This window comes from Streptomyces sp. NPDC012794, from assembly GCF_042901085.1.
In the GTDB taxonomy this organism is placed as follows: Bacteria; Actinomycetota; Actinomycetes; order Streptomycetales; family Streptomycetaceae; genus Streptomyces.
Map to the genome: position 1 here is coordinate 152349 of NZ_JBIBCI010000012.1, position 25697 is coordinate 178045.

Consider the following 25697-nt stretch of genomic DNA (forward strand, 5'->3'; position numbering starts at 1 on the left):
CGCCACCGGCAATGCCTCCGAGGGGGTGCGGGGAGTCCCCGCCGGGCGGTGCGGGGGCGGGGGATGCCCGGTACTCCGTACGAGGGTCCGGCCGGCCCGCACGGCCGTGCCCGGTAGGCGCGGGACGCGCCCGCGCGGCGCGCACCGCGGAAGACCGTCGCGTTTTCCCCGGCGTTGTCAGTGGCTCCGCCCAGCTTTCCGGTCATGACACGGAGCGCACACACTTCGCCTATGCCCGCCCGTCCTCGCCGACCGCGCGGAGACGGGGCAGGCACTCGGCCTGGAGACGGCGGGTGGTCTGACCCCTGCCGGGGCGGAGGCCCATCCACGGTTCTTCGCCGGGTTCCTGAGCCCGCCTCAGGCGGCGGCGCGGGCGCTGCTCACGGTCGCGGCCACGGACGTGGCCGCGGCCCGCAACCACCGGCGCACCCTGCGCGCCTCCCTCGACCCGGTGGTCACGGGCAACCGACACGGGGCACGGCACCACCGACGTGGACGTCAAGAATCCGCTGCGCGAGACGTTGTCCCGGCTCACGGGTGATCATCCGCCGCACCCACGGGTCGGTCCCGACGAGATGGCGGTGACCACGCTGGAAGGCCCGGTCGTCGAGAAGAAGGTTCCGCTGCCCGAGCACTGGCTGCGCGGCTTCGCCGAATCGCAGGTCGTCACCACCGGGTTCGACCTGCGGGCCCGACTGAGCGGCGCCGAGGCGACCCCGATTCCCACGCTCCCTCCCCCGCACCCGGCGGGCGGCGCCCTGTGGGTGGTTCCCTCGGGCCGTACGCTGCGCCCCACCACCCGTCCGGTGCCCGGCGCGGTCTGTCTGCCCGGTCCCGAGCGCCTCTCCGCCCTCCAGCGGGTACTGCGGCACCCCACACCGGCCTGCGGGTGTACGGCTCCCTGGCCGCCTGGTGGCTCCCGGCGGTCACGGCCTGCGTCCTCCATGACGGGCGCGGCGGGACCGCCGTACCGACCTCGCTCGCCGCGGCCGGCGGAGAGGCCGGCCCGGCGCTGCACCTCGGGGTCGCCACGGGCCCGGGCGTCCGGAGGACCGGCTGAGGGCCGTGGACGCGCTAGTCACCCTCGCCGCCGCCGATGAGCTGGATGCCGCGCGCCTCGGCGGTGACCTGAGCGAGCTGCTCGCTCTGGGGACGGTCAGGCCCAGCCGGCTCGGGGATGCGCTGCGCACCGCCGCCGCGACGGGCGCCTGCGCCACCACCCGGGCCGCGAAGGCGGCCGTACTGCCCGCACCGCCCGCGCTGCTCACCACCGCGGGTGACCCGCGGGGCACCGGGGAACTCCTCGCGACGGCGACGGACTGCGTGGAAGAGGCCGGAGCGTCCTCGCCCGAACCGGCCGGGCTCGCCGGGGTCGTCGCCCCGGGGGGCCGGTCCCGCCTGGTCACGGAAGCCGGCCGGCTGCGGGAGGCACTGCGCCGCAATCGGGAGGGGTGATCGGCTTCAGGGGGCGCCGTGGGCCCGGACGGGTCCCTCCGTCCTCCGGTCGGCCCGTGCGACGGCCCCGCGGCTCATCGCCGTGTGGAGGAGCCAGCCGGCCGCCGCGCCGACGGCGTACCAGAGGAGATCGGGTGCGTTGAAGGTGGAGCCGAGTACCAGCCGGGCGACGGTGCTGTGCTGCGAGAGTTCCGCGGGCAGGGTGCTGAGCTGGAGGAGTTCGACGGCCCAGCTCGCGGCCAGCGCCGACGCGGCGGCCTTCGCGGGCCGCATCCGGGGCGCTGCCAGGACGATGAGGGTGAGCAGCAGGACGGTGTACAGCGCGTCTCCGCCGTACTTGGCCACGCTGCCCGCCGCCACGGCCCTCAGCCCCAGCCCCGCGCCGACGGTCAGCACCGCGGCCGCGGCGGCGGCCCGGCGGATCCGCACGGCCCCGGGGGCGGGTCCGGCGGCGCGGTCACGGGTTCGGGTCAGGGGGTCCACGGGGTCATCCTGCCGCAGCGGGTGCGGGGCACTCCGGCCCCGGGCCCCCGGTGGTGCCCCGGGAGCGGGCGGCAGCCGCGCAGGCCGCCGGCCGGGAGCGGCGCCCGCGTGTTCGCGGCAACCCGTACGTGATCATCGCGGTGGACGGGGAACAGGCGAGGGTATGCCCCGATTCGCACGTCCCTTCCCTCCCTTCCCTCCCGCCCGTCACCTCCTGCGCCGGCTGCTGTCCCGGCGGCGGGACCCCGTGGTGGTGCAGAGCGTCCGGTCGACCGGGGCCGCCGTGGTGTCGTACGTCGTCGCGCTCCGCCTCAGCCACGAGCCCGCGCCGCTGACGGCCCCTCTCACGGCCCTGCTCGTGGTCCAGGTGACCCTCTTCTCCACCCTCACCACGGGGGTGCGCCGCGTGAACTCGGTCGTGGCCGGCGTCCTGATCGCGATCGGCTTCAGCGCGCTCGTGGGCCTGACCTGGTGGAGCCTCGGGCTGGTCATCCTGGCCTCGCTGGTGGTCGGACACCTGGTCAGGGTGGACGAGTTCGTCCCCGAGGTGGCGATCAGCGCGATGCTGGTCCTCGGCGTCACACGGGTGGCCGACACCGCCTGGGACAGGGTGCTGGAGACGCTGATCGGCGCGGTGGTCGGGCTGGGCTTCAACCTGCTGTTCGCCCCGCCGGTCTGGGTGGAGCCCGCCAGCCGGGCCATCGACGACCTCGCCTCCCGCATGGCGGCGCTCATGACCGGTATGTCGGACGAGCTCACCGGGCGCACCACCCTGGCCGGGGCCTCGCTGCGGCTGCACGAGGCACGCCGGCTCGACAACGACATCGCCGAGGTGGACGCCGCCCTGCGCCAGGCGGAGGACAGCCTGCGCATGAACCCGCGCGTACGGGAAGGGCTGATGTTCCGGCTGGTCCTGCGTACGGGCCTGGACACACTGGAGATCTGCGCGGTGGTCCTGCGCGTCTCGGCGCGGGCGCTCACCGACCTGGCGAAGGCCCGCGCCGACGAGCCGCTGTTCACGCCGGCGGTGACCGCGGCCCTGCAGGACCTCTTCGGGCACATGGCACTCGCCGTGCACAGCTTCTCCCGGCTGATCACCGCCCAGGTCACCACGAACGCCGAGGAGCAGGAGGAGCGGCTGACGCGCGAGCTGGGGATGGCGCGGGAGAGCCGGGACCTGCTGGCGCGCCTGCTGCTAGAGCAGTTGCACACCTCGCCGGCGCAGTGGCAGCTGCACGGCGCCCTGCTCGCCGACGTCGACCGGGTGCTGGACGAACTCGACGTGGACAAGCGGTCCCAGCGGCTCATGGAGGAACTGGACCGGCACTCCCGGCTGCGCCACGAGCGCGGCAGCCGGGTCCACCGCGCGGTACGCCGGGTGGGCCGGCGCCGGCCCGGCTAGTGTGCCCGCAGCGCGGCCAGTCGCTGTTCGAAGGGCACCACCGTGAAGCCGTCGGCCGGGTCCACCGAGGTGACCGCCCCCGTCGCGGAACGGGGTGCGACCGCGGCCGCGGTGTCGGCGTCCGGGGCGTTCCTCCCGGCGGCGGAGTTCATGGAGCGCGCCAGCTCCGCGCCCGCACGGGTGATCCGCTGCGCCGGCCCCTCTTCGCCCCAGTCCTCCGAGGCCGCGTACACGGCGGTCGGTACGACGAGCGCGCGCAGGTGGGTGAAGAGCGGGCGCAGGGCGTGTTCGGTGACCAGGGAGTGGCGGGCGGTGCCGCCCGTCGCTCCGAGGAGCGCCGGCTTCCCCGTCAGGGCGTCCTTGTGGATGAGGTCGAAGAACGATTTGAACAGGCCGCTGTACGAGGCCGCGAACACCGGTGTCACGGCGATCAGGCCGTCCGCGGCGGCCACCGCGTCGAGAGCGGCGGCCAGCCGGGCGGGCGGGAACCCGGTGACGAAGTGCTGGGCGATCTCCGTCGCCAGGTCCCTCAGCTCGATCACCTCGGAGTCGGCCGGCACCCGGTCGAGCGTCGCGGCCGCGAGGCGGTCGGCGAGCAGACGGGTCGAGGAGGGGGAGCTCAGCCCCGCCGATACGACGACGAGCTTCATGCCCGTCCCTCCCCCGTCGTGGTGGTGTTCCGGGCCGCCGCCACGCGGGCCGCGTGCGTCGGGGCGTCCGGCACACCGGCCGGGCGCAGGTTCGCGAACTCCTCGTGGAGCACCGGGACGACCTCCTCGCCCAGCAGGTCGAGCTGCTCCAGGACGGTCTTCAGGGGCAGGCCCGCGTGGTCGAGCAGGAACAGCTGGCGCTGGTAGTCGCCGGCGTAGTCCCTGAAGGAGAGGGTCCGCTCGATGACCTGCTGCGGCGAGCCGACGGTCAGCGGGGTCTGGGAGGTGAACTCCTCCAGGGAGGGGCCGTGGCCGTACACCGGCGCGTTGTCGAAGTAGGGGCGGAACTCGCGGACCGCGTCCTGCGAGTTCTTGCGCATGAACACCTGGCCGCCGAGTCCGACGATGGCCTGCTCGGGGGTGCCGTGCCCGTAGTGGGCGTACCGCCGGCGGTAGAGGTTCACCATCTGCCGGGTGTGGGAGGCCGGCCAGAAGATGTTGTTGTGGAAGAACCCGTCGCCGTAGTACGCGGCCTGTTCGGCGATCTCCGGCGAGCGGATGGAGCCGTGCCACACGAAGGGGGCGACGCCGTCGAGCGGGCGCGGGGTCGCGGTGAAGGACTGGAGCGGCGTACGGAACTTGCCGTTCCAGGTGACCACGTCCTCGTCCCACAGGCGGCGCAGCAGCGCGTAGTTCTCGATGGCGAGGTCGATGCCGTCGCGGATGTCCTTGCCGAACCAGGGATAGACCGGACCGGTGTTGCCGCGTCCCGTCATGAGGTCGACGCGTCCGTCCGCGATGTGCTGGAGCATCGCGAAGTCCTCGGCGATCTTCACCGGGTCGTTCGTGGTGATCAGCGTCGTGGAGGTGGACAGGATCAGCTTCTCGGTGCGCGCGGCGATGTAGCCGAGCATCGTCGTCGGCGAGGAGGGGACGAACGGCGGGTTGTGGTGCTCACCGGTGGCGAAGACGTCGAGGCCGACCTCCTCGGCCTTCTCCGCGATCGCGAGCATCGCCTTGATCCGCTCGTGCTCGGCGGGCGCCCGTCCGGTCGTCGGATCGGGCGTGACGTCACCGACGGTGAAGATCCCGAACTGCATGGCTCCCCTTCCCAAGATTGTTTACAATTCAACCACACTCGGAACGGAAGGGGGTACCGCGGTATTCCCGACTCCCATGGGTTCACCGCAGCGGGGCGCACGTCGCAGGCCTGGATGACGGCACGGCGGGTAGACGCGGCGCATGACCGACGAGAAGACCTCCTGGCACCCGGGCGAGATCGTGCCGGCCAGCGGGATCTACGAGTGCGACTGCGGCGGCGAGCACCACTGGAGCACCGACGTGAAGGGGCACCGCTTCCCGCCGCTGCAGGACGTGTGCCTGGGCGAGTACTGGACGCTGAAGACGCAGGCGCATCCGGACAACGAGCCCGGCTGACCCCCGGGTCCGGACTGCCGACGTGACCGCCGCACCCGGGCCGCCGGAGCGCCCTGTGCCCGTACGGAGTCGCCCGTGGCCGCGCGTGCGCCCGGCCGGCCGCCGTGACCGAGCGGCGGTCACGCCGGCCGGCCGGTCCCGTTCAGAAGCCGCAGGCCGCTCGCGCGTCCCGGAAGCGGTCGGGGATCCGCCGCCGGTACTCGACCAGGGACTGGGCGACCGCGGCGCCCTCGCCGACCGCGGCACCGACCCGCTTGACGGATCCCGACCGTACGTCGCCCACCGCGAACACCCCGGGCACGCTGGTCTCCATCTGCAGGGCGTCGGGGCCGGCTCCGCCGCTTCCGGTCAGGACGTAGCCGCGCTCGTCGAGCTTCAGCGCGCCGCCGAGCCACTCGGTCGAGGGGCGGCCGCCGATGAGGACGTACAGACAGTGCGCGGTGACGGTCCGCTCGCAGCCGTCGCGCTCGCGCAGCCTGAGCCCGGTGAGGCATGCCCCGCCGAGGCATTCGGCCACCTCGGTGCCCAACAGGACCCGCAGCCCCGGGGCCCGCTCGATGCGCTGCACCAGGTAGCTGGACATGGACGCGCGGAGGTCGGTGCCGCGTACCAGCAGGGTGACGGAGCGGGCGTAGCGCGCGAAGTAGAGGGCGGCCTGTCCGGCGGAGTTGCCCGCGCCCACCATGTACACGTCCTCCCCGACGGTGGAGGGGGCGTCGGACAGGCACGAGCCGTAGTACACCCCCGAGTGGAGGAGGCGGTCGACGCCGGGAGCGGTCAGGCGGTTCCATTCCACTCCGGTGGCGACCACCACCGCGGCGGCGGTGACCGAGGCCGTCTCCTCCGTGCCGGCCTTGACGAACTCGACGCGGTGGTCACCGGTACCCGTGGGGGTGACCCGGCTGGCCACCCGGGTCGGCTGCCACTCGACGCGTGCCCTGCGGGCCTGTTGCAGGGCGCGCTGGGCCAGGTCGCCGCCGGTGAGGCCCACGGGGAAGCCGAGGTAGTTCTCGATCCGCGAGGTCGATCCCGCCTGCCCGCCGGGCGCGTCGTCCTCGATCACGACGACGCTCATGCCCTCGGCGGCGGCGTACACGGCCGCGGACAGGCCTCCGGGGCCGCCGCCGATCACGGCGACGTCGTAGTGGTCCTGCTCGGCCGGCCGGATGAGGCCCAGCCGCTCGGCCAGCTCGCTGATCGAGGGGTCGGTCATCCGCGTGCCGTCGCCGAGCCGGACGGTCACCGGGGCCTCCCGCCCGTCCTCCTCGGGCAGCCAGCGGAAGATCACGCCGCTGCGGCCGAGGAAGTCGCGCACCGCGTAGGCGGCGGGCGAGAAACGGCTTCCGCGCACCTCGGCGGTCGGCAGATCACCGTGGAAGTCGGCGTTCCAGGTACACAGGGAGTCGTCGAGCGCGCCGCGGAGGTGCTCGGCCTGGTCCTCGTCGCTCCCGGACCCGCCGCGGGCGCCGGGCACTGCGCCGGAGTGCCCGGCCAGGGGCAGCCAGCGCACACCGGGGTGGGCGGCGCCGGGCTCGGGTGCCTCGTCGGCGAGCACGGCCGCGACGGGCACGTTCCGATCGGCGAGCGAGTGCAGCGCGCGGACCACCTCCGCCGGCCCGCCGACCTGGAGCACGCGGAACGACGTCCGGTACCAGCTTTGCACCAGCTCGGCCGTCTCGTGCCGGCGGAGCGGATCGGAGTCGGAGAGAACGATCACCGGCAGTGCCGCATCGGCCATCAAGGGGTCCTCCAGGGTTGTGCGAAGATCGGCTTCCCTCCGGTCAACGAGCGGGGACGCGATACGAATCGGCCGCGGAGCGGCCGCTGCGGCCCGGCGGGAACGTCCCCCGGACGGGGGGCGGGGAGCCGCGGTGCCGCTCCCCGCCCCCGTGCACGTCTCAGAGACGGCCGAAGAACTGGTTGCCGCGGGCCGCGTGGTTCTCGCTCGTGTAGTACTCCTTCATCGCGGAGCTGATCTCCTCACGGCTCAGCTGCCCGTCGCCGTCGACGTCGAGCCGGTCGAAGGCCTCGTCGCAGGTCTGGTGGGGCAGGCGGAACATGCCGTGCAGCAGGGAGGTGTACTCGTCGCGGCTCAGCATGCCGTCGCCGTCACGGTCGCCGAGTTCGGTCCAGGCGTTGCTCATGTTCCTGATCCGCTCCCAGATCCGGTTCTGGTCCGTGACGATCCGGGCCCGGAACGCCGCCCGGAACTCCTGCCGGTCGACTCCGCCGTCGTCGTTCCGGTCCATCCGCTGGAAGACGGTGTCCCAGAGTTCCGCCAGCGAGTCGCGGAGCCCGGCCACGGCGTCCGGGGCCAGACCGAGCGACTCGGCGAGCCTGTCCGAGAGGCCGATGACGTCGGACTTGTCGAGCCGCCCGTCGCGGTCCGCGTCGAAGACGTCGAACGACCGGTCCAGCTTCATGTCCAGAACGCTCATGACACCATCCCCTTCACTGCACGTAGCCGCACCGCCACGGTGCGAAGCGGGCCCAGGAAACCACAGGCCGGGGCCCGCCCGCATGGAAGGAACGGGAGGAATGGGCATTCCGGGTGACGGCACCCGCCCGGGGCCGGAGCCGGCTCACCGCGCGCCGGCCCCCGTGCCGGGGCGCCGCTGGTGGCGCAGCCAGGCCGTCAGAGCGGCCTGGAGCTCGGCGACTTCGCGGTGGGTGAGGTCCTCGCCGACGGCACCGGCGTGCAGGCGCACGCCCGCGCCCGTGACGGTCCATCCGGCGCCGCGCCTCGGGCGGGAGGCGAGGGTGTGGCCGTCGGCGAGGGTGGTCAGGGCCTGGCGGACCGCCGGGGGGATGCCGGCCGGGCCGGGCGGGAGGGCGGTGCGGGGCCGGGGGACGAGGCCGATCGCCGCGTAGAAGGTGCTCAGCGCGTCGTCGAGGGTTCCGGGGCCGGCGGGGGCGGCGCCGGTGAATTCGGCGATCAGCTCCGGATGCGCGCGGGGTGCGTGCTCGCCCCACGGGCGGGGGTGGAGCGGGTGTTCGTCGGTGTCGAGGCGGACACAGACCGGCGGGATCAGCTCCCGGCCGTACCCCTGATGGACCAGCCCCGCGTACACCCGGCGCAACGTCGCGGCCTGGCGCGGCACCGGATGCGGGTCCGGGGCTGCCGGAGCCTGCGGCCGTGAAGGGCGCGGCGGCAGCCCGAGGAGGCCACTGCTGTGGTGCAGGACGCCCGCCCGCGTGAGCACCACCGTGGCCTGCCGGCCCTTCCTGTCCCAGCCGAGCCGGAACCCCACCGCTACGGTCCCCATCCACCCGCTCCTCCCCGGCCGCCGCCGGGGGCCGGCCGTCCCTCAGCACGGTAGCCACGGCCGCGTACCCCCGGACGGGCATCCCCGAGGTCCTCCCCCGGCCGGCCCGAGTGTGCTACGGCGCACGACCCGGCGACGGCTCTGCCTGGGGGGCGGGTGGGCTACGTGCGCAGGGGGGCGGGTTCCGGGTCGTTCAGCTCGGCGATCAGGGCGTTGCGGCCGGCCAGCATCTCCGTGAGGATCCTGCGGGCCGCACGCAGGAGTTCGGCGACGTCGCCGCCGGCGAGGGCGTAGGTGACCGTCGACCCCTCACGGGTGGAGACGACGATGCCCGAGCGTCGCAGGACGCCCAGTTGCTGCGAGAGGTTGGACGCCTCGATGTCGATCTCGGCCAGCAGGTCCCGTACGGGCATCGGGCCGTCCTGGAGGAGCTCCAGGACGCGGATGCGGACCGGGTGGCCGAGCATCCGGAAGAACTCGGCCTTGGCCTGGTACAGCGGGACCTGCATGGCCACGACGCTCCTGTTCTCCTGCGGACGGGCTCCGGCTCGGGTGGGGATCACCACCTCACCCATCGTCGCGTCCTGCCGGCCCACGCCGAACCGATGTTGACCGATTTCACATGTGCCGAGTTGAAGAGTTCTTCAACTCATGGGCGTGCGTGGGCCCGACGGACACGACGGTCAGACCTCCAGATCCGCTTCGATGCGGCTCAGCTGGTGGCGGGCCATCGCCAGGTTCGACCTGCCCCGGTCGAGCACCAGGTAGAGGAAGAGACCGCCGCCCGAGCGGCTGCGCCGGATCCGGATCAGGTGGTACTGGCTGCCGAGGGTGATCAGTACGTCCTCGATCTCGTCCTGCATGCCGAGCATTTCCATCGTGCGGATCTTGGCCCGGATGACGTCGGTGTTCCCGGCGGCCGCCACCGTCAGGTCCAGGTCCTTGCCCCCGCCGAGCGTGCCCAGGGCCATCCCGCTGGCGTAGTCCACCAGCGCCACTCCCAGCGCCCCCTCGATCGAGGTCATCGCTTCCTTCAGTGACACTTCCACGTTCGCCACGGCTGTCCTCCGGGTGTCATGTGCCGGGACCGGCACGGGTGTTCCGTACGGGGACGCTACCGAGCGTGCGGCTCCGTACGGCCGGATCAACGGAAATGGCGTGATCGCGCCCGTCGTTACTCGGCGTGCGCGGCCGGCTCGCGCAGACGCGCGGCCGCCGTGCGCCAGGCGTCGGTGACGGCGGCGTGCGCTTGGAGGGTGCGGGCGGCGGTGTCCCCGGTGAGTCGCAGCGGGGGTCCGACGTGGACGTGCAGCCTCGGCCGCCGCAGCGGGGCGGTGACGAGCCCGGCGACCTGTTTGGCGGCGCCGCCCGAGGTGACGCGTCTGGCCCCGGCCTGGCCCACCGGGACGACGGGCACTCCGGTGCGCGCGACGAGCCGGGCGAGCCCGGTGCGGAAGGCCAGGGGCGCGGCTTCGGCGGCGTCGCGGCGGGTGGGCAGGCCGCCCTCGGCGTACATGAGGACCGAGCGGCCCACCGCCAGCGCCGACGCGGCGTGGTCGAGGGCTTCGGCGGCCCGCCGGTCCCCCCGGTGGACGGGGATGTGGCCCTCCCGGACGAGCAGCCGGCCCAGGACCGGGGTGCGCCACAGCCCGGCGGCGGCCATGACGACGGGCTCGACGCCGCAACGGCGCAGGGCGGCGAGGACCACGGCCGGATCGGCGAGGGAGGTGTGGTTGGCGACGATGACGCTGCCGGGCGGCAGGTGGGCGCCGGGCGCCGTGGTGACGCGGACGCGTCCGAAGGCGGGGACCAGGAGCTGGGCGAGGCGGCTGAGCATGGCGTTCTGTCCCGTTCGTGACGGCGGCTGTGAGGGCTGCCCCCAGCGTCGTCGGTGACGTGCTGGGGCCGCCTGAGTCGTCGTACTCAAACCCGCCGGTCGCCCTACTCGGAGGACGCGCGGGCTCCGGGGGCCGGCGGGGCGGCGTCAGCTCCGGTGGAGGACGTCCCGGGCCCGTCCCTTCCGCGTGATCGGGCAGGGTGGTGAGCACCCTGGCGGCCTGCGGGGAGAGCCAGACCGCGTACGGCCGGCCGGTCATCGGCGCCTGCTCCGGAGCTCTTCCACGCCGACGAACGCGGTCTCGTCCCGGCCGGTGGTGAGGAAGGCGTCCACCGCCGGGGCTGAGGCGAGGCGGGCCTGCCAGGTGTGGGCGACGCCGCCCCGCCGGGCCCGCTCGCGGTCGGGCGGAACCGGTCATCCTGCGGTCACGGAGCGCCGGTCCCAGGACGACAAGTGGTCACGGGCGTCCACGCTCAGGAGGTCTCGGCTGTCGGGCCAAGGGCGTTGAGGTCGCCGTACGCCCTGGGCCGGGCGCCGGGGCGGGTGACTCTCGGTCAGGCCCGCGGCGGGCCGGTTTGACGGGCAACCCTCCGTGCCCGTCTCGCCCCGCCCCCGCGGTGCTGATAGATCCCTCTCCGTACGGAGTCTGCCCCGGGCGACCACCCATCGGAAGAACGGGAACAACCATGCTCACACGCGCGAAGGCCGCTGTCGGTGTCACGGCCGCCGGTCTGGTCCTCGGTCTGACCGGCGCCCTCACCGGTGCGACCGCCGCCACCGCGGCGCCGGTACCGCAGGCGACCGTCCGGACCGTCACCGTCCAGGCCGTCAACAACCTCGGCCTCAACACCGGCGAAGCCAAGAGCGTGCAGTGCTACGTCCGCATCGCCGGATTCAGCCCCGGCCCCATCGACGGCCGGCTCGGCCCCGACAGCTGGAAGGCCTGGCAGCGCTTCCTCAACGACCGCGGGTACCCGGCCGGGGCCGTCGACGGGGAGGTCGGGCCCAACACCATCCGCGGCCTGCAGAGGTTCCTCAACTACGTGGGCTACGACACCGGCGGCGTCGACGGCGTCGCCGGTACGAAGACCAGGGCTGCCTGGAAGGCGTTCTCGCACATCGGCGACAACGGAACCTGGTGCTGACACCTCGCGCTCCCGGCCGTCCCGGGCACGTGCCCGGGACGGCCCTCGCCGGACGGCCGCTACGGTCGCCCCGTCGGCAGCGGCCGGAGGCCGGGCCAGCGGGCGAGCACGCGCCGGCGCATCCCGGTGCTGAGGCGGCTCACGCTGCCGAGCGCCGCGTGACCATCCGTCATGTCCGCTACGACGCCGAGCCGGTGGACGAGCCGTTGCCTGGCCGTGGCGGTGCCCCACTTCCAGTCCTTGTGCGGGATCCGGGCCAGGTGATCGGTGCTCTGGCGGCGGGCACGTTCCACCAGTCCGTCGCCGCGGAGCAGCCAGCCGGCGCACGCGTCGGTGAGGTCGGCCGGGGTTTCCGAGCCGGTCGCGGTGCGCCACGCGTCGCGGTACGCGTCCTCCGCCCGTTCCAGCAGCCGCGCCGGTGCCGAAGTGACGCACCAGCAGGTCGGGAAGCCGATGCGCAGATAGGCGAGTTCCATCAGGCCGCTGCCCAGTGAGGCTTGTTCCAAGTCGACGAATCTGACCCCCCTGTCGGTGTGGAGATCGTTTCCGGGGCAGGGGTCCCCGTGGAGCAGGGCATGCCCGCCCGTCCGGGCGAGTCGCTCGACCAGTTCCCCGAGTTCGCCGGATGCGCCGGGCGGCACGGGAACCTCCAGGGCCCCGGCCAGCCGCAGGAAGGCTTCGACATCGGCCTGGTCCGGGCCCTGCCACCGGGGCAGCGAACCGGCGTCCTCCGGGCGGCCGGTGGCGTGCAGCCGTGCCAGCGCCTCCGCATGGCCGACGATCCAGTCACCGGCCGGGCGCCGGTGATCCAGATGCTCCAGCACCAGGACCCGTTCGCCGGGATCGGTGGCCAGCAACGCGGGCACCACGGGAGCTTCCCCCCGGGCGGCGAGCCGCAGGGCCGTCACCTCGCGGACGTATCGCTCGTCGGCGTCAGGACCGCCGACGATCTGCTTCATCACCACCGTCGCCCCCGGCAGCACGACGCGCCACACCCGCGAGCGAGGGCTGCTGCCCAGCCTGCGCCACCGTACCGGCGGCCCCAGCTCGGCCCGTAACGCGTCCCCGAAGGGCGGCAGTCGCAACCACATGCGCCCAGCCTCCCACGGGGGCCGCCGGCCTGCCCCGGGCGGCCGGCGCCCTCAGGCCGTCGGCCGGCCGTCCACGGGGATGTCCAGCCGCTCGGCGACGGCGGTGAGGGCGGCCCCCAGGGGGAGGGCGATCCGCGTGACGGCATACCGGTCGCCGCGGGTCGGTTCCTGGTTGACGATCAGTACGGGCTTTCCCGCGCGGGCCGCCTCGCGGACGAACCGGAGTCCGGACATCACCGTCAGGGAGGAGCCGAGGACCAGCAGCGCGGTGGCCTCGCCGACCAGTTCGCGGCAGCGTTCGACCCGCCGCGCGGGGACTGACTCCCCGAAGAAGACCACGTCCGGTTTGAGGATGCCGCCGCATCGTGCGCAGGGCACCACGCGGAAATCGCCGACCTGCCGGTCCGTGAGGTCGGCGTCACCGTCCGGGTTCATCGCGGCCGCCACCGGCTCGAAGCCCCGGTTGGCCTCCTCAAGCCGGCGGGCGAGTCCGTCTCGCGAGCCGGTGTCCCCGCAGTCGAGGCAGACGACCCGCGCCAGGTTTCCGTGGAGCTCCACCACACCGTCGCTGCCGGCCGCCTGGTGCAGGCCGTCGACGTTCTGCGTGATCACCCCGGTGAGCAGGCCGTGCCGCCCGAAGGCCTCCACCGCCCGGTGCCCGGCGTTGGGCCGGGCCCGGCCGAAGGTGCGCCAGCCGAGGTGGCTGCGCGCCCAGTACCGGCGGCGGGCCTGAGCACTGGCGGTGAAGTCCTGGTAGGTCATCGGGGTGTGCCTGGTGAGGCTGCCGCCCTCGCCGCGGTAGGCGGGGATCCCTGACTCGGTGGAGATGCCCGCGCCGGTGAGCACCAGCACCCCTCCGGTGCCGAGCGCGTCGGCGACCGGGCCGGGATCCGTGGTGGCCGGCGGCGGGTCCTCGCTCGGGGTCCAGCTCAGAGTGGGGCGCATGCGCATGCTGCCAGCGTACGGAAGCGGCAGGGTGCGGGCACCCGGCCGGCTCCCCCGCCGGGCCGTCGGGCGGGCGGCCGCTCCAGGGCGCCCGGCCGTGCGGGCAGGCTCCGCCGCGCCCCGCTCCGCCGTGCCCGCCTGCCGCGCGCGGCGGCCGTACCCGGCGGAGCCTGCGGCGTGAGCGGGGCATCCACGTCCGGGCCGGCCGCCGCCGGGGTGTCGGAGTCGGAGCGGCTGCTGTTCGGCGGGCCCCGGGCGTACGACATCGGCTGGGACCAGCACGAGGGGGCCTGGCTGAAGCTCGGCCGGTGGACGATGGCCCGGGATGCCCGCCATGGTGGGCACCGCCTTACGGCTGGCCCGCCTGGCCGACGCGCCGGCGCTGCGGACGGTCCTGGGCGCCGAGCTGGGGCTGGGCATCGGCCAGGCCGCCGGGCTGGGCGCGGTGAACTCGGTCCACGGCCACCTCATGGCCCCGGGCCCGACCACGGCCCGGCTCACGGCAGCGGTCCCGGCGCTGGTCCTCGTAGCGGTGACGGGGGTGCTCGGAGCACTGCTGCGGTCGGCCTCCACCGCGGCGACGGGTGCGCTGGAGCCGAAGGTGCACCGGCCGGTCACCGAGCAGTACCTGGCCCTGGGGCACCGGGTGGAGCTGACGGCGATCGAGGACGACGAGTTCCACCGGCTGATGGACGCCGCCCGGTACGGCGCCGACTCGGCCCGCCGCATGATCCGTTACTGCGCCAACGTGCTCAACTCGGCGGTCTCCCTGATCGCCGCGGCCGGCATGCTGACCGTGTTCCATCCGCTGCTGCTGCCCCTGCTGGTCCTGATGACGTTCCCCAGCGCGTGGGGCCCTCGTCATCAGCCGTCAGCGCTACGTCTCCTTCCGCTCCTTCCTGCAGCACGCCCGTGCCGGGCACCTCCTCGGCCAGCTGCTCACCCAGCAGCAGGCCGCCGCCGAGGTACGGGTCCACTACGTGGGACCGTTCCTGCTCACTCACTTCCGCGGCATGGCCGAGACCAACGAACGCGAGCAGACCCGGCTGGCCGGGACGTTCCGAGCACGGCCCCCGCGCGCGCCACCGGCCGCCGCATCCTGCTGATCGCGTCCGGAGGCGCCGCCGACCTGCGCCAAGTCGACCCGGCTCTCCTGCACCCCGCCGACCGCCTGGTCCTCAACGACGTCGGCCCCAATGCCCTCCAGTACGCCTCACGCACCTGCCGCCCGCGGCCGCGCCCAGACCGCCGCGCGGAGGCCTCTTCGACTACCTCGAAGAACGCTTCACCCGAGCCCTGATCCGCACCACCCTGTCCCGCCTGTGCCGCCCCGGAGACACGTTCTACTTCTCCAGCATCGCGACCGCGAGCCCGTACGCCGCCCTGATGACCCGCATCGGCCGCTGGAACCTCGTCGAACGCACCCCCGCCGACATCGAGGCCGACGTCCGAGCCGCCGGGCCGGCGGGAACCGTCGCCGGACCGGACATCACCGCCGATGCCAGGGCCTGACGCCTTTCGCGACGGTGCGGCGCGCTGACGAGCCTCCCTGACGCAGCATCGGTCGTCAGTCGAGGCCTTCGATGATGCGGAAGTCGCGCTCGAAGCCGTCGGGGAGTTCGGCCAGCGCCTTCTTGTAAGCCGCACTCTCGTATGCGGCGACCGCCTGTTCGAAGCTGTCGAACTCGATCAGGACAACGCGCTCGGCGATTCCGGCTTCGTGTGCGACGACCCGGCTGCCGATGCCGGCGAGCACCCGCCCGCCTGCGGCCCTGACGGCCAGACCGGCCAGTTCGTTGTAGACATCAAGCCCCTCAAGGTCCGTGATGGTGGGGTAGACGCTGACCCAGTAGCCATTGGCCACGGTTCCTCCTGTATTCGGAATTGATCACCAGAAACATACTCAGATCCATCGCCGGCGCGCTGTGGGTCAGCGAGCCGACGGAGACGGCGTCGAAGTCGGACGGCTGCGATCAACCGGCTGGGGCTGCGGTCGGAACCGGTCGAGTCGATGACCGGCCTCGCCGGAAGGGCGGCGGCCTGAACTGGAACGAAGAGAAGCCGACAAGTAGGGAGGAGTCGCACCAGTACGGCGTGATCGGCCATCAAGCCTGAGCCCCTGCCACAGATGCCGCCAGAACTGGCCGCGCTCTCACCGGAGCAGTTGGACCTGCTGCGCACCGGCACCCCCGCCTTGGGCGCGGGCCTCAGCGCATGACCGTGCGCACGATCGCTGCCTGGCCGCCGACTCGGATCCGGTGTCCCGTGCGGTCCCGGTGGACGGTCGCCGTGATGGTGGACGGGCTGCCGAGGTGGTCCCCCATGTCGACAGCGAGGCGGTGTGTGCCGAACCCGGCAGCGTGCGCTGCCAGGCAGGCCGTGCTGTTGGCGTTGGCGATGTCCTCGGGGACGCCGATTGACGGGGCGAACATCCGGGCTGCTGCTCGGCCGTGTCGGTCCGGGGGCGAGTAGGCGTAGCACCCCAGCAGGCCGTAGCGGTCACAGGCTGCGCGTAACAGGGTCGAGTCCGGGGTGAGTTCGGCCAATGCGGCGCGGGATCGGATGGGCAGCAGAAGCCTCGGCCGCCCGTTCGACGCCACGCAGGCGTCGCCGGCGACCGCGTCCTCCGTCAGTCCGAGGCCGCCTGCGACTGCCCTCAGTTCGGGTCCACCGGCGCTACGCAGGCTGACCGGGCCCGGGTCGAACGACGCCGTCAGGCCGTCACCGTCTCGGCTTGCCCGACCGTCGAAGCTGCGGTGGGCTGTACGCAGGACGGCGCGGTAGTCGTGGTCTCCGCCTTCCCGTTCGGCGAGCACGGCGAGGGCGGCGACGGTGCCGTGGCCGCAGGCGGGCAGTTCGCCCTGGGCGGTGAAGAACCGCAGTGTGTACGCGGGCCGGCGACGCTCGATTCCGGTCGCGCGGAGGAAGACGGCGTGCGATGTTCCCAACTCCGTGGGAATGCGGCATCGCTCCTCGTCAGTGAACGGCGCATCATCCAGAACGGCGGTCGGGCTGCCACCCGCGCCGTCTCGCTGACACGCGTCGACGACCGCTACCTCGGACATGGCACCGGGCCGGCGGTCGGCAGCATGGTCAGGTCCAATGCGGGCGCGCTGCGCGTCAACGCCCCGACCGAGATGAGGTCGACGCCCGTCCCGGCGATGGCGAGAACTGTGTCCAGGCGGATGGTGCACGAGGCCTCCAGCAGGATCCGGGAAGCGTCGGCCCGCCCGGCCCGGAGCTTCACGACCTGCTCGATGTCAGCCACCGGCATGTTGTCGAGCATGATCCAGCGGGCTCCGGCGCCGAGGGCCTCGACGGCCTGTGTGACGGTCTGCACCTCGACATCGCTCTCCACGGTCTGCCCGGTGCGCGCCATCGCGCGCCTGACCGCCTCGATCGCGGCGGTCACCCCGCCCGCCGCGGCGATGTGGTTCTCCTTGGGCAGGACCATCGCCGCGAGATCGAGGCGGTGGTTGTGGCCGCCGTCGGCGGTGACCGCGTACTTGTCCAGGGCGCGCAGGCCCGGCGGCGTCTTGCGCGTGTCCAGGATGCGCGCCCTGGTCCCTGCCACAGCTCGGACGTAGCGGTCGGTCAGCGTCGCGAAGCCGCACATGCGCTGCAGGAAGTTCAGCGCCGTACGCTCCCCGGTGATCAGGCTGCGCGCCGAACCGGACAGGTGCACCAGGACCTGGCCGTCGGGCCAGTCGGGCGCCGTCGGCGACGGCCGGCTCGACCTTGACCTCGGGGTCGACCTGCGCGAAGACCTCGGCGACCACGGGGAGGCCGGCGGCGATGCCGCTTTGCCGGGTGCGGATCTCGGCCGTGGCCGCCAGGTCCTCGGGAACGCTCCACTCGGTGGTGATGTCCTTCCCTGAGGCGTCCTCGGCCAGGGCGGCAGCGGTGGCCCGTGCTGCCGCCGAGGGAAACTCGGTCGTGGCCATCTGGTCTTCAGCTCTGAGTGGATGTCGGCTTGGTGGCGGCAACCGCTGACGAAGCAGCACTGAAGTTCCGCTGGGCCGGTTTGCGGGACCTGGTGGATCCTGTAATCGATCTCCCGCGTGCCGGTCACCCGTCCCCCGCCACGAACAGGTTCCGGGTGAGCCGTCCGTGCGACTCGGCGCCGGCGTAGAACTCGGGGCACCATGCGCATGTACTGGTCCTCCCGGCCGGTCTCGCCTCCGTCGTCTCGGGCTTTCAGGAACGCCTCTCTCCCAGGCCGTCAGGGTAGGTGCCACAACAGACTCCTCCGTTTCGGTTTCCGAAGCGGTCACCGATGCTAGCGTGTCGGAATTCGAAGCATCAACCCTGGAGAGCTGGACATCCCGACATGGCAACACCCAGACCTGGCAGTCCTGTTCGCGGCTCGACCACCGGCCGCCCCCTCATGGCCGCACTCGATCTGTTCGGGCGGCGGTGGAGTCTGCGCATCCTGTGGGAGCTTCGCGCGGGTCCGCTTGGATTCCGCCCCTTGCAGAAGCGGTGCGACGACATGTCCTCCAGCGTGATGCGGCAGCGCCTGACCGAACTGCTGGATGCCCAGGTGATTCACCAGCTACCGGACAGCCGCTACGAGCTCACCCCGCTGGGACAGGAGGCGCGCCACGCCCTGAACCCCCTCGTCCGCTGGGCGGAACGCTGGTCGGCCACGATCGACCCGCAAGGGGCGGACCACACCGACGACCAGTCCGCCGGCCGCGTCTCCCATCCGGACACAGTGGGCGACGGGGCGCCGGAGAGGGGCTCCGCGCACTGACGCCCCGCCTCGGATCGGAGGCGGGGCGGGACCGCCGGGTCACGAGGTTGCCATGGCTCGGCCGAGCGCCGGGGGCAGGCGCGAAACCTCCGCCCATCCTTCTGCTTCGGGTTTCGCAGCGATGGGGTCCAGCCGCGACAGCGCTTCGATATACGAAGCGCACTCGGCCCAACTTCGGTCAAGGGGGCGGCATGACTCGGCAGAACACCGACACGGAACGTTCCACCATCCTGTCCTGGAGGCCCAAGACTGGTCACCGACCTTGCCTGAGCGCGTGCTGCGAAGCCTGTACCTGCTGACCGCCGTCCACGGCCCGCACGAGAACATCAAGGCCGGCACCGTCGCCACGCTGCCGCGCCAGCGAGCCGGACGCGCCATCACCCGGGTCACTGAGGTCCTCGCCCACCTCGACCTTCTCGACGACGACCGCATCGACCCCCTCGACGCGTGGATCCAACCCCGGCTCAGCAATGCGCCCCCGGAGACCCGCGCAGAAGCCCTCGTGTGGATCCGCATCGTCCGACACGGCGGACCCCGCCGCCGTCCACGCTCGACCGCCACTGTCCGCAACCAGGTCATGGCCTCGATCCCGTTCCTCCTCGACTGCTCGAAGCGCTACCGCACCCTTCGCCAGGTCGCCCGCGCCGACCTCACGGAGTGGCTGTCCCAGTGCGCGGCACCGCACAACGAAGCCGTCGCGCTGCGCAACATGTTCAAAACGCTCAGGAGCCAACGGCTGCCGTTCGCCAACCCCGCACGTGGCCTGAGCCGGGGGGCCAGGCCCGCTTCGGTGCCCACGCCGCTGTGCCCCGAGGCGATCCAGACATCAGCCCGCGGCCGCCGAGGGCGACCCCGCCCTGAAGCTGCTGGTCCCCCTCATCGACATTCACGCGCTCTACCCCCACCAGGCCCGCGAGTTGCCCTTGGCTGCCGTCGACTTCACCGGCGGCCGGCTCGTGCACGGCAACATCGACCACCCCCTCGACGCTTTCACCCGTCAGGCCGCCGCCGCCGACTACATCCGACTCCGCCACTCACGCTGCCACACACCCGCAACCCCCACCTGTTCCTCAGCTCGCAGACGCGCACTCGCGCACGTCGGTCACCATCGGCTGGATGCAGCCCTTGCTCAAGGGCCTTCCGGTCACCGCTCGACGACTCCGCGAGGACCGGATCCTCGAAGAGGCCGCCGTCACCGGCGCCGACCCGCAACACCTGTGCGCGGTTTTCAACATCACCCCCGACACCGGACTGCGCTACACCCGGACATTCCACCCCGACCCCTTGTCCGACCGAGACCAGGAGGACACGCTTGTTGTGATTGACTCCCAATGAGGGGTGTGACCCAGATACGCCAGAAACCCGCCAGAACTTGATCTTGGCCTGCTGAGTGCCTGACGATCAGCTCTGCGTCTCCTCGCTGCGTCCAACAGGGGCCGCACCGGGTACGACGAGCAGCTTGCCGGTGGTACGCCGAGCCTCCAGATCGCTGTGGGCCTGGGCGGCCTCGGACAATGCGTAGCGGCCCGTTACGGTGACCTCAAGCGCCTTGGAGCGCACCCACTCGAACACATCGGCGGCCCGTCGGAGCAGTTCGGACCGATCGGCGATGAAGTCCCCGAGGCTGGGCCGGATCAGGGTCAGCGAACCGCCATGGGCGAGCCGCATCGGATCAAACGGAGGCACGGCACCACTTGCCGCGCCGAAGAGCACGAGATGGCCGCGGGTCCGCAGGCTGGCGAGGCTCGCATCGAAGGTGTGCGCGCCGACACCGTCGAAGACAACCGGCAGTCCCGGACCGCCGTTGAGCCGCCTCACCTCGGCTGCGAGATCGTCAACTGCGGAGGAAAGGATCACCTCGGCGGCCCCGGCGCGCTTCGCCAGCTCGGCCTTGGCCGTGGTCGACGTCGTGCCGATCACCCTGCCGCCGAGATGGGTGATGAGCTGGGTCAAAAGCAGCCCCATGCCACCGGCAGCCGCATGCACGAGCACCGTGTCGCCCCCCTGAACCGGGTAGGCGTCCTTGACGAGATAGTGCGCGGTCATGCCTTGGAGGAGCACGGCGGCGGCTGTCTCGAAGCCGATATCGTCGGGCAGCGGCACCAGCCGGGAGGAGTCCACGACGGCCCGCTCGGCATACGTGCCGGGAATCTCCACCCAACCGACCCGGTCCCCGACTGCGACGTCAGCGACGCCGGGTCCAACTTCGACGACCGCGCCGGCGCCCTCAGCGCCCGGGGTGAAGGGCAGCGGGAGGCTGTACCGGCCTTCGCGGTGGTAGACGTCGAGAAAGTTGACCCCGGATGCGGCGACCTCCACGATCGCCTCGCCCGGACCCGGCCGCGGCTGGTCCACCTTGGCCACCTGCAGTACCTCGGGACCGCCCACTTCGTACACCTGAATCGCTCGCATGACCCCTCCAATAACGGCTCACCCCCACCAACCCCGTTGACGGCGATCCGATTCCCGGCAAGCAGACCAGCCAGCCGCCCCCGCCGAGAGCTGAGACGCCTGCTTTGCACCCAGGTCTGGGGCAGGAGACCGAGGGTTCGCCGGCCGGCTGCCCACGCCGCGGACCGGCGGCCATGAGCAGCTGCCCGCCGGGGAGCACTCGTGACCGCCCGGGCTCCGGCGCCCGGGCGGATCGGGGCCGGCGGTACCGGTCAGGCGGCGCGGGTGGCGGTCAGGAGCCAGCCGGTGCCGCGCAGCCGGACGGCGCCTTCGGCTTCGTACGCGCGGAAGGTGTCGGCCAGGCGTTCGCGGGCGCGGGCCCGCCGGGCGGGGCCGACCGCGCTCAGCAGGTGGCGGCCGGGTCCGGAGCCGAGGAGGAAGTCCGCCGCGTCGCGGGCGGTGCGGCCCCAGGTCCCCGTGGCCCGGACGTGTTCGGCGCGGACGTCACGCAGGCCCGCCGTACGCAGCAGGCCGGTCGCGGCGTCGGGGTCGGCGAGGGAGAACATGCCCGGTCCGCCGGGGGTGCCGAAGCCGCCGACCGGCAGGACGTCCCGCAGCGCGGTGAGCGCCGTCAGCCATTCGTTGCCCTCGGGTTCGGCCGCGCACAGGAGGGCGGCGCGGCCGCCCGGCTTCAGGGCGGAGGCGATGTTGGCGAACGCCGCCGCGGGGTCGGAGAAGAACATGATGCCGAAGCGGCTGATCGCGACGTCGTAGGCGGCTTCGGGCAGCGGGTGGGTCTGGGCGTCGCCGTGGGTGAAGGAGATGTTGGCGATGCCCTCCCGGGCGGCGGCCGTACGGGCCTGCTCCAGCATGGGGCCGGAGAGGTCCACGCCGTGCGCGTGGCCGCGGCCCGCCGCCCGGGCCGCCAGCCGGGTGGTGGCGCCGGCCCCGCAGCCGATGTCGAGGACGTGCTCGTCGGGCCGGATGGAGGCGGCGGCGAGCAGGGGCCGGTCGAAGCCGGCGTTGACGGCGTTCCAGCGGTCATGGTGGGCGGCCCAGTGGGCTCCCTCGTAGCCGTTCCATGCCCGCGCCTGGGCGGTGTTGGTGGTGGAGTGCATGCCGAAGGGCCTCCGGTGAAGTGGGGTACGCCTAGAATGGGCGTATGCCCAAACAGTATGGGCGGACGCCCATACTGGCAATCCCCTTACACCGGGAGGATGTTGATGTCACCGCGAGGAGTGGCCATCGAAGGCCTGCGGGAGCGGCTGTTCGAGGCGGCGGACCGCGTCCTGGCCCGGGACGGCGCCGCCGCCCTGACGAGCCGGGCCGTGACCGAGGAGGCGGGCTGCGCCAAAGGCGTCCTGCACACCCACTTCTCGGGTCTGGACGAGTTCGTCGCCGAACTCGTCCTGCACCGTTTCGGCGCCGCCGCCGCGCTCTCGCAAGACCTCCCGTCCCGGGCGGGCACGGGCGGGGTGGCGGACAACCTCGCGGACGTGACCTCGGCCGTACTGTCCCTGGACCCGGGGCTGGTGGGGCTGGCCGTGACCCGGCCTGCGGCGGCGCGGCGGGTCCGCGAGGCCTGGGCCGGGGGCGCCCCCGGCTTCGCAGCCGTCGAACGGGCCGTCGGCGCGTACCTGCGGGCGGAGCAGGAGCTGGGGCGGGTGGCGGCCGCCGTGGACGTGGAGTCGGCCGCGCTGGCCCTGGTCGGCACGCTGCACCACCTGCTGATGACCGGCCCGGCGGATGCGGAGGCCTCGTCACGAGCCCGGGTCGGTCGCCTGGTCCGGGCACTGACCGGCACGGCCTGAACCCCGGCCGGACGGGGAGCGGGAGGCGGCTGCCGCGGTGTCCCACTGCCGTCAACCCCGACCATCGTCGGGGGTGGGGGCAGCCCTTCGGCCGGGGCGGCCGCAGAGCGGCGCTCCTACCGTCGGCCGCATGGAATCGATCGAACGATGGAACGGAGGGCGTCGCCTGACCGCGGCGCTCGCCTCGGCGGGTGCGGGAGCGGCGGCGGTGCTCTGGCTGACGCCCGGCGGCTCACTCGCGACGGACGCGCCGGTACACGTCACCGCGGGCTGGTCGGCCGGCGCCTACCGCGCGCTGACCCGGGGCGTGGCGCAGGGCCCGCCGTGGGCCACGGCCGTCCTGGAGGCGGCGAGCGAGGCCACCTTGCTGCTGCTGGTGCTGCTGCTGGCCTGGGCCGGCTGGAGCGCCCTGCGCCGCCGGGACGCGCCGCGCCTGGCCGGGGCGGCGGCGGCCGCCGCCGGGACCGTCGCCGCCTACGGGACCAGCGAGGCGCTCAAACTGCTGGCCGGCGAGGAACGTCCGTGCCGCGCCCTGACGGGGATACCGGTCCTCGCACCGTGTCCCGTGCCGGGCGACTGGTCGTTCCCCAGCAACCACTCCACCCTGGCGGTCGCGCTGGCCGTGGGGGTGATCCTCGTACGGCCCCGGCTGGCCGCCCTGGCCCTGCCGGTCGGCGCGGCGGCCGCCCTGCTGCGGGTGCTGGTCGGGGTGCACTACCCGCACGACGTACTGGCCGGCGCGGCACTCGGCACGGCGGCCGCGGTGACGGTACGGCTGCTCGTACAGCCGTTCGCCGTACGGACGGTGTCAGCCCTCCTCGCGCGGCGGCCTGCCGGACGGCACCGGGACCACACCGGCCTCGTGAGCGACCACGGCCGCCGCGGCCCGGTTGTCGACGCCGAGGCGGGCGAGGATCGAGCTGACGTGGGCCTTCACCGTGCCCTCCGCCAGGCCGAGCCGGCGCGCGATCTGACCGTTGGAGAACCCGCCGCCGAGGTGGCCGAGCACCTCCCGCTCCCGGCCGGTCAGGGCCTCGACCCGGGCGCGCGCCCCGGAGCGGCGGCCGGCTCCGGCACCCGCGCCGCCGGCCGCCAGATGGGCGACGACCCGGGCCGCCACCTTGGGTGAGAGATAGGCGGCCCCGTCGGCGACCGCCCGGATGCCGGCGATCAGTTCCTCGGGTTCACCGGACTTGATCAGGAAGCCGGCGGCGCCGTCGCCGAGGGCCCGCAGGATGTACTCGTCCTCACCGAAGGTCGTCAGCATCACGACTCCCGTTCCGGGGACGATCCTGCGGATCTCGGCAACGGCTTCCAGGCCGCCGGTTCCGGGCATCCGGATGTCGAGGACGGCCACCTGCGGGCGGTGGGACTGGACGAGTTCCACCGCCCGGCGGCCGTCGCCCGCCTCCGCGACCACGGTGATGCCGGGGTCGCGGGCGAGGACGGCGCGGATGCCCGCGCGGATCATGGGTTCGTCGTCGGCGATCAGGATCCGGATCATCGGACGGCCTTCCCTGTGTAGTCGTCGGTGGAGACCAGGCGCCCGGCCCGGAAGCAGAGGCGGTAGACGTCGCCCGAGCGGTCGTCGAACGGGTCGCCGGTCTGTACGTAGAACTCGCAGACCGCGTCCTGCGGCGCGGGCCCCGGTGCGGCCGGGCGGCGGGTCGTCTGGCGTTCGGGCAGGTACGGCGCCACCTCGGCGCGCGGCTGGCCGATGCGCGGGCGGGCGTAGTCCCCCGGTGCGAGGACCGACTGCCGAGCCGTCACGGTGTCCCACGCACGCACGCCGCCCACCAGCACGGCGGCGGTGCACAGCGGTACGAGCACGGCCGCGGCGGCGGTACGGCCCAGTCGGCGACGGGCCCTGCGGTGCTCGGGCGGCAGTACGTCGCCCGTACGACGCGGTGGCGGGGGCGGCACGGTGCCGGGGCGGTGCGGGAGCGTGGCCCGTACGGCGAAACCGCCGCCCTCGGGGCCGGAGGTGAAGGATCCGCCGGCCAGCCGGACGCGTTCGTCGAGGCCGATGAGCCCGAAGTGGTGGTCCTCCGCGGGCACCGCGTGCCGGTCGGCGTCGTCCCGGGGCGCGGACACGCCGGGCACCGGCTCGTCGGTCACACTGACCCGGGTCCGGTCCCCGGTGTGGCGCACGAGGACGGTCACGCGGTGCCCGGGCGCGTGCTTGGCGACGTTCGTGAGGGCCTCCTGGACGACCCGGTGCACGGCCCGCCCGACGGCGGGCGGCCCGTCTTCCGACCCCGGTTCGCCCTGGACGTCCAGTCGTACGTCGAGGCCCGCGGCGGCCGCCCGGTCCACCAGGTCCTGGATCTCGGCGAGCCCGGCACCCGGCCCGGAGCCCGGAGCCGGCTCGGACGGTTCGCGCAGGACTCCGATCACCTCGCCGAGCCGGTCCACGGCGGCCCCCGCCCTGGCTCGGATGTCCTGGGCGGCGGCCCGGTGTTCGTCCGGCAATCCGGGTGCGAGCTTCAGCGCGCCCGCCGACAGGGCGATGAGGCTGAGGTCGTGGCCGAGGAGGTCGTGCATGTCCCGCGCGATCCGGGTCCGTTCGCGCAGCCGGGCCTGTTCGGCGACCAGCCGCTGTTCCCGCTCCAGCCGCGCGGCCCGCTCCCAGCCCGCTTGTACGAGTTCGCGGTACTGGCGCAGGAACCGGCCCGCGAACCACGGCAGCATCGCCGCCACGAGGAGCAGCCCGACGAACCGGCTCGCCCACCCCAGCCACGCCGGCACCAGCAGTACGGCCACCACGGCCGCCGCGAGGACTCCGGCCAGGGCCGCCACCGTGCTCCGGTTCCGTCCGGGCCGCCGGCCGCCGAGGAAGGCGCAGACGGCGGCCGGCAGGCCCCACCACAGGGTGGACACGCCGGTGCCCACGCCGGCCACCGCCCCGGCGAACAGGACGGCGGACAGGACCGGGACGGGTACCGGCACCCGTCGCGGTACCCGGATCCGGCACTCGTCGATCATCTTTCTCACGGACGCGACCCTACGGAACCAGGCCGGGCCCGCA

Annotated in this window: 29 protein-coding genes and 3 pseudogenes; 12 read left to right on the forward strand and 20 right to left on the reverse strand. The window is 73.4% G+C overall.

The annotated features are described in order from the left end of the window. Nucleotides 1-250 precede the first annotated feature (250 nt). The 3 genes and pseudogenes from ACFY7H_RS22730 to ACFY7H_RS22740 all read left to right on the forward strand — a co-directional run. A pseudogene (locus tag ACFY7H_RS22730) lies at nucleotides 251-907 on the forward strand (SWIM zinc finger family protein); the annotation flags it as partial. After that, nucleotides 890-1060 carry a hypothetical protein gene (locus ACFY7H_RS22735; RefSeq protein ID WP_388940745.1) on the forward strand — a complete coding sequence of 57 codons (171 nt, stop codon included), beginning with the start codon at nucleotides 890-892 and terminating at the stop codon, nucleotides 1058-1060. The pseudogene ACFY7H_RS22730 and the gene ACFY7H_RS22735, both read left to right, overlap by 18 nt. A 5-nt stretch (nucleotides 1061-1065) precedes the next feature. Then, the gene (locus tag ACFY7H_RS22740; RefSeq protein ID WP_388940612.1) at nucleotides 1066-1455 is read left to right on the forward strand and encodes a hypothetical protein; all 390 of its coding nucleotides are present in this window, start codon (nucleotides 1066-1068) and stop codon (nucleotides 1453-1455) included. A gap of 6 nt (nucleotides 1456-1461) precedes the next feature. Here the strand turns inward: ACFY7H_RS22740 and ACFY7H_RS22745 are convergent, their stop codons facing one another. Further along, a complete protein-coding gene (locus tag ACFY7H_RS22745) occupies nucleotides 1462-1938 on the reverse strand; it encodes a DUF2809 domain-containing protein (protein WP_388940614.1) in 477 nt (158 codons plus the stop codon). A gap of 163 nt (nucleotides 1939-2101) precedes the next feature. Between ACFY7H_RS22745 and ACFY7H_RS22750 the strand changes: the two genes are divergently transcribed. Beyond that, complete coding sequence (locus ACFY7H_RS22750; protein WP_388940615.1) at nucleotides 2102-3340, forward strand: aromatic acid exporter family protein; 1239 nt, start codon at nucleotides 2102-2104, stop codon at nucleotides 3338-3340. Here ACFY7H_RS22750 and ACFY7H_RS22755 read toward each other — a convergent pair. After that, nucleotides 3337-3990 (reverse strand): CE1759 family FMN reductase, encoded by a 654-nt coding sequence (locus ACFY7H_RS22755; RefSeq protein WP_388940617.1) that lies wholly within the window; start codon nucleotides 3988-3990, stop codon nucleotides 3337-3339. The two genes, ACFY7H_RS22750 and ACFY7H_RS22755, sit on opposite strands and share 4 nt — an antisense overlap. Further along, nucleotides 3987-5090 carry an LLM class flavin-dependent oxidoreductase gene (locus ACFY7H_RS22760; RefSeq protein WP_388940619.1) on the reverse strand — a complete coding sequence of 368 codons (1104 nt, stop codon included), beginning with the start codon at nucleotides 5088-5090 and terminating at the stop codon, nucleotides 3987-3989. The genes ACFY7H_RS22755 and ACFY7H_RS22760 overlap by 4 nt, the downstream gene beginning before the upstream one ends. 142 nt (nucleotides 5091-5232) lie before the next feature. Here ACFY7H_RS22760 and ACFY7H_RS22765 point away from each other — a divergent pair, with 142 nt between their 5' ends. Then, nucleotides 5233-5427: a hypothetical protein gene (locus tag ACFY7H_RS22765; RefSeq protein ID WP_388940620.1), complete on the forward strand. Its 195-nt coding sequence runs from the start codon at nucleotides 5233-5235 to the stop codon at nucleotides 5425-5427. Between the two features lie 142 nt (nucleotides 5428-5569). Here the strand turns inward: ACFY7H_RS22765 and ACFY7H_RS22770 are convergent, their stop codons facing one another. From ACFY7H_RS22770 to ACFY7H_RS22795, 6 genes are all read right to left on the reverse strand, one after another. After that, nucleotides 5570-7165, reverse strand: coding sequence for an NAD(P)/FAD-dependent oxidoreductase (locus ACFY7H_RS22770; protein ID WP_388940622.1), 1596 nt, complete (start codon nucleotides 7163-7165; stop codon nucleotides 5570-5572). A 160-nt stretch (nucleotides 7166-7325) separates the two neighbouring features. Continuing rightward, nucleotides 7326-7865, reverse strand: a complete 540-nt coding sequence (locus tag ACFY7H_RS22775) for an EF-hand domain-containing protein (protein WP_388940623.1) — start codon at nucleotides 7863-7865, stop codon at nucleotides 7326-7328. A 144-nt stretch (nucleotides 7866-8009) separates the two neighbouring features. After that, complete coding sequence (locus ACFY7H_RS22780) at nucleotides 8010-8693, reverse strand: hypothetical protein (protein ID WP_388940625.1); 684 nt, start codon at nucleotides 8691-8693, stop codon at nucleotides 8010-8012. Nucleotides 8694-8854: 161 nt separating this feature from the next. Next, complete coding sequence (locus tag ACFY7H_RS22785) at nucleotides 8855-9202, reverse strand: ArsR/SmtB family transcription factor (protein WP_388940737.1); 348 nt, start codon at nucleotides 9200-9202, stop codon at nucleotides 8855-8857. 174 nt (nucleotides 9203-9376) lie between these two features. Beyond that, nucleotides 9377-9751: a hypothetical protein gene (locus tag ACFY7H_RS22790; protein WP_388940627.1), complete on the reverse strand. Its 375-nt coding sequence runs from the start codon at nucleotides 9749-9751 to the stop codon at nucleotides 9377-9379. A gap of 116 nt (nucleotides 9752-9867) precedes the next feature. Next, nucleotides 9868-10530 carry a lysophospholipid acyltransferase family protein gene (locus tag ACFY7H_RS22795; RefSeq protein WP_388940629.1) on the reverse strand — a complete coding sequence of 221 codons (663 nt, stop codon included), beginning with the start codon at nucleotides 10528-10530 and terminating at the stop codon, nucleotides 9868-9870. Between the two features lie 686 nt (nucleotides 10531-11216). Here ACFY7H_RS22795 and ACFY7H_RS22800 point away from each other — a divergent pair. After that, nucleotides 11217-11675, forward strand: a complete 459-nt coding sequence (locus tag ACFY7H_RS22800) for a peptidoglycan-binding protein (protein ID WP_388940631.1) — start codon at nucleotides 11217-11219, stop codon at nucleotides 11673-11675. 59 nt (nucleotides 11676-11734) lie between these two features. Here the strand turns inward: ACFY7H_RS22800 and ACFY7H_RS22805 are convergent, their stop codons facing one another. Then, on the reverse strand, nucleotides 11735-12766 hold the full coding sequence (locus ACFY7H_RS22805) for an aminoglycoside phosphotransferase family protein (RefSeq protein ID WP_388940632.1): 1032 nt from the start codon (nucleotides 12764-12766) through the stop codon (nucleotides 11735-11737). 51 nt (nucleotides 12767-12817) lie between these two features. Beyond that, complete coding sequence (locus ACFY7H_RS22810; protein WP_388940634.1) at nucleotides 12818-13717, reverse strand: NAD-dependent protein deacetylase; 900 nt, start codon at nucleotides 13715-13717, stop codon at nucleotides 12818-12820. Between the two features lie 319 nt (nucleotides 13718-14036). Between ACFY7H_RS22810 and ACFY7H_RS22815 the strand changes: the two genes are divergently transcribed. Both ACFY7H_RS22815 and ACFY7H_RS22820 read left to right on the forward strand, forming a co-directional pair. Next, nucleotides 14037-15011 carry a hypothetical protein gene (locus ACFY7H_RS22815; protein ID WP_388940636.1) on the forward strand — a complete coding sequence of 325 codons (975 nt, stop codon included), beginning with the start codon at nucleotides 14037-14039 and terminating at the stop codon, nucleotides 15009-15011. A gap of 86 nt (nucleotides 15012-15097) precedes the next feature. Next, a complete protein-coding gene (locus tag ACFY7H_RS22820; RefSeq protein WP_388940638.1) occupies nucleotides 15098-15223 on the forward strand; it encodes a hypothetical protein in 126 nt (41 codons plus the stop codon). Between the two features lie 55 nt (nucleotides 15224-15278). Here the strand turns inward: ACFY7H_RS22820 and ACFY7H_RS22825 are convergent, their stop codons facing one another. The 4 genes and pseudogenes from ACFY7H_RS22825 to ACFY7H_RS22840 all read right to left on the reverse strand — a co-directional run. Then, nucleotides 15279-15575, reverse strand: a complete 297-nt coding sequence (locus tag ACFY7H_RS22825) for a DUF1330 domain-containing protein (RefSeq protein ID WP_388940640.1) — start codon at nucleotides 15573-15575, stop codon at nucleotides 15279-15281. A gap of 343 nt (nucleotides 15576-15918) precedes the next feature. Next, complete coding sequence (locus tag ACFY7H_RS22830; RefSeq protein WP_388940642.1) at nucleotides 15919-16776, reverse strand: PhzF family phenazine biosynthesis protein; 858 nt, start codon at nucleotides 16774-16776, stop codon at nucleotides 15919-15921. After that, entirely contained in the window at nucleotides 16764-17396 is a 633-nt protein-coding gene (gene nadC / locus ACFY7H_RS22835; RefSeq protein ID WP_388940644.1) for a carboxylating nicotinate-nucleotide diphosphorylase, read from the reverse strand. The genes ACFY7H_RS22830 and nadC overlap by 13 nt, the downstream gene beginning before the upstream one ends. A 73-nt stretch (nucleotides 17397-17469) precedes the next feature. Continuing rightward, a pseudogene (locus tag ACFY7H_RS22840) lies at nucleotides 17470-17655 on the reverse strand (hypothetical protein); the annotation flags it as partial. A 443-nt stretch (nucleotides 17656-18098) separates the two neighbouring features. Here ACFY7H_RS22840 and ACFY7H_RS22845 point away from each other — a divergent pair. Continuing rightward, nucleotides 18099-18467, forward strand: coding sequence for a winged helix-turn-helix transcriptional regulator (locus ACFY7H_RS22845; protein ID WP_388940646.1), 369 nt, complete (start codon nucleotides 18099-18101; stop codon nucleotides 18465-18467). 253 nt (nucleotides 18468-18720) lie between these two features. Here ACFY7H_RS22845 and ACFY7H_RS22850 read toward each other — a convergent pair whose 3' ends face one another. Further along, a complete protein-coding gene (locus tag ACFY7H_RS22850) occupies nucleotides 18721-18993 on the reverse strand; it encodes a hypothetical protein (protein WP_388940647.1) in 273 nt (90 codons plus the stop codon). 590 nt (nucleotides 18994-19583) lie between these two features. Between ACFY7H_RS22850 and ACFY7H_RS22855 the strand changes: the two genes are divergently transcribed. Next, nucleotides 19584-19802 carry a hypothetical protein gene (locus ACFY7H_RS22855; RefSeq protein WP_388940648.1) on the forward strand — a complete coding sequence of 73 codons (219 nt, stop codon included), beginning with the start codon at nucleotides 19584-19586 and terminating at the stop codon, nucleotides 19800-19802. Nucleotides 19803-19868: 66 nt separating this feature from the next. On the opposite strand, the gene ACFY7H_RS22860 is transcribed toward ACFY7H_RS22855, so the two are convergent. Then, nucleotides 19869-20879, reverse strand: a complete 1011-nt coding sequence (locus tag ACFY7H_RS22860) for a quinone oxidoreductase family protein (RefSeq protein WP_388940649.1) — start codon at nucleotides 20877-20879, stop codon at nucleotides 19869-19871. Nucleotides 20880-21130: 251 nt separating this feature from the next. Next, nucleotides 21131-21976 carry a class I SAM-dependent methyltransferase gene (locus ACFY7H_RS22865; RefSeq protein WP_388940652.1) on the reverse strand — a complete coding sequence of 282 codons (846 nt, stop codon included), beginning with the start codon at nucleotides 21974-21976 and terminating at the stop codon, nucleotides 21131-21133. Between the two features lie 105 nt (nucleotides 21977-22081). On the opposite strand from ACFY7H_RS22865, the gene ACFY7H_RS22870 reads away from it, so the two are divergent. Together ACFY7H_RS22870 and ACFY7H_RS22875 are read left to right on the forward strand one after the other, a co-directional pair. Next, entirely contained in the window at nucleotides 22082-22669 is a 588-nt protein-coding gene (locus tag ACFY7H_RS22870; RefSeq protein WP_388940653.1) for a TetR/AcrR family transcriptional regulator, read from the forward strand. Nucleotides 22670-22799: 130 nt separating this feature from the next. Next, nucleotides 22800-23393, forward strand: a pseudogene (locus tag ACFY7H_RS22875) (phosphatase PAP2 family protein); the annotation flags it as partial. Between the two features lie 84 nt (nucleotides 23394-23477). Here the strand turns inward: ACFY7H_RS22875 and ACFY7H_RS22880 are convergent. Together ACFY7H_RS22880 and ACFY7H_RS22885 are read right to left on the reverse strand one after the other, a co-directional pair. Beyond that, nucleotides 23478-24173, reverse strand: coding sequence for a response regulator (locus ACFY7H_RS22880; protein ID WP_388940655.1), 696 nt, complete (start codon nucleotides 24171-24173; stop codon nucleotides 23478-23480). After that, nucleotides 24170-25654 (reverse strand): sensor histidine kinase, encoded by a 1485-nt coding sequence (locus tag ACFY7H_RS22885; protein WP_388940739.1) that lies wholly within the window; start codon nucleotides 25652-25654, stop codon nucleotides 24170-24172. The genes ACFY7H_RS22880 and ACFY7H_RS22885 overlap by 4 nt, the downstream gene beginning before the upstream one ends. Between the last annotated feature and the right edge of the window lie 43 nt (nucleotides 25655-25697).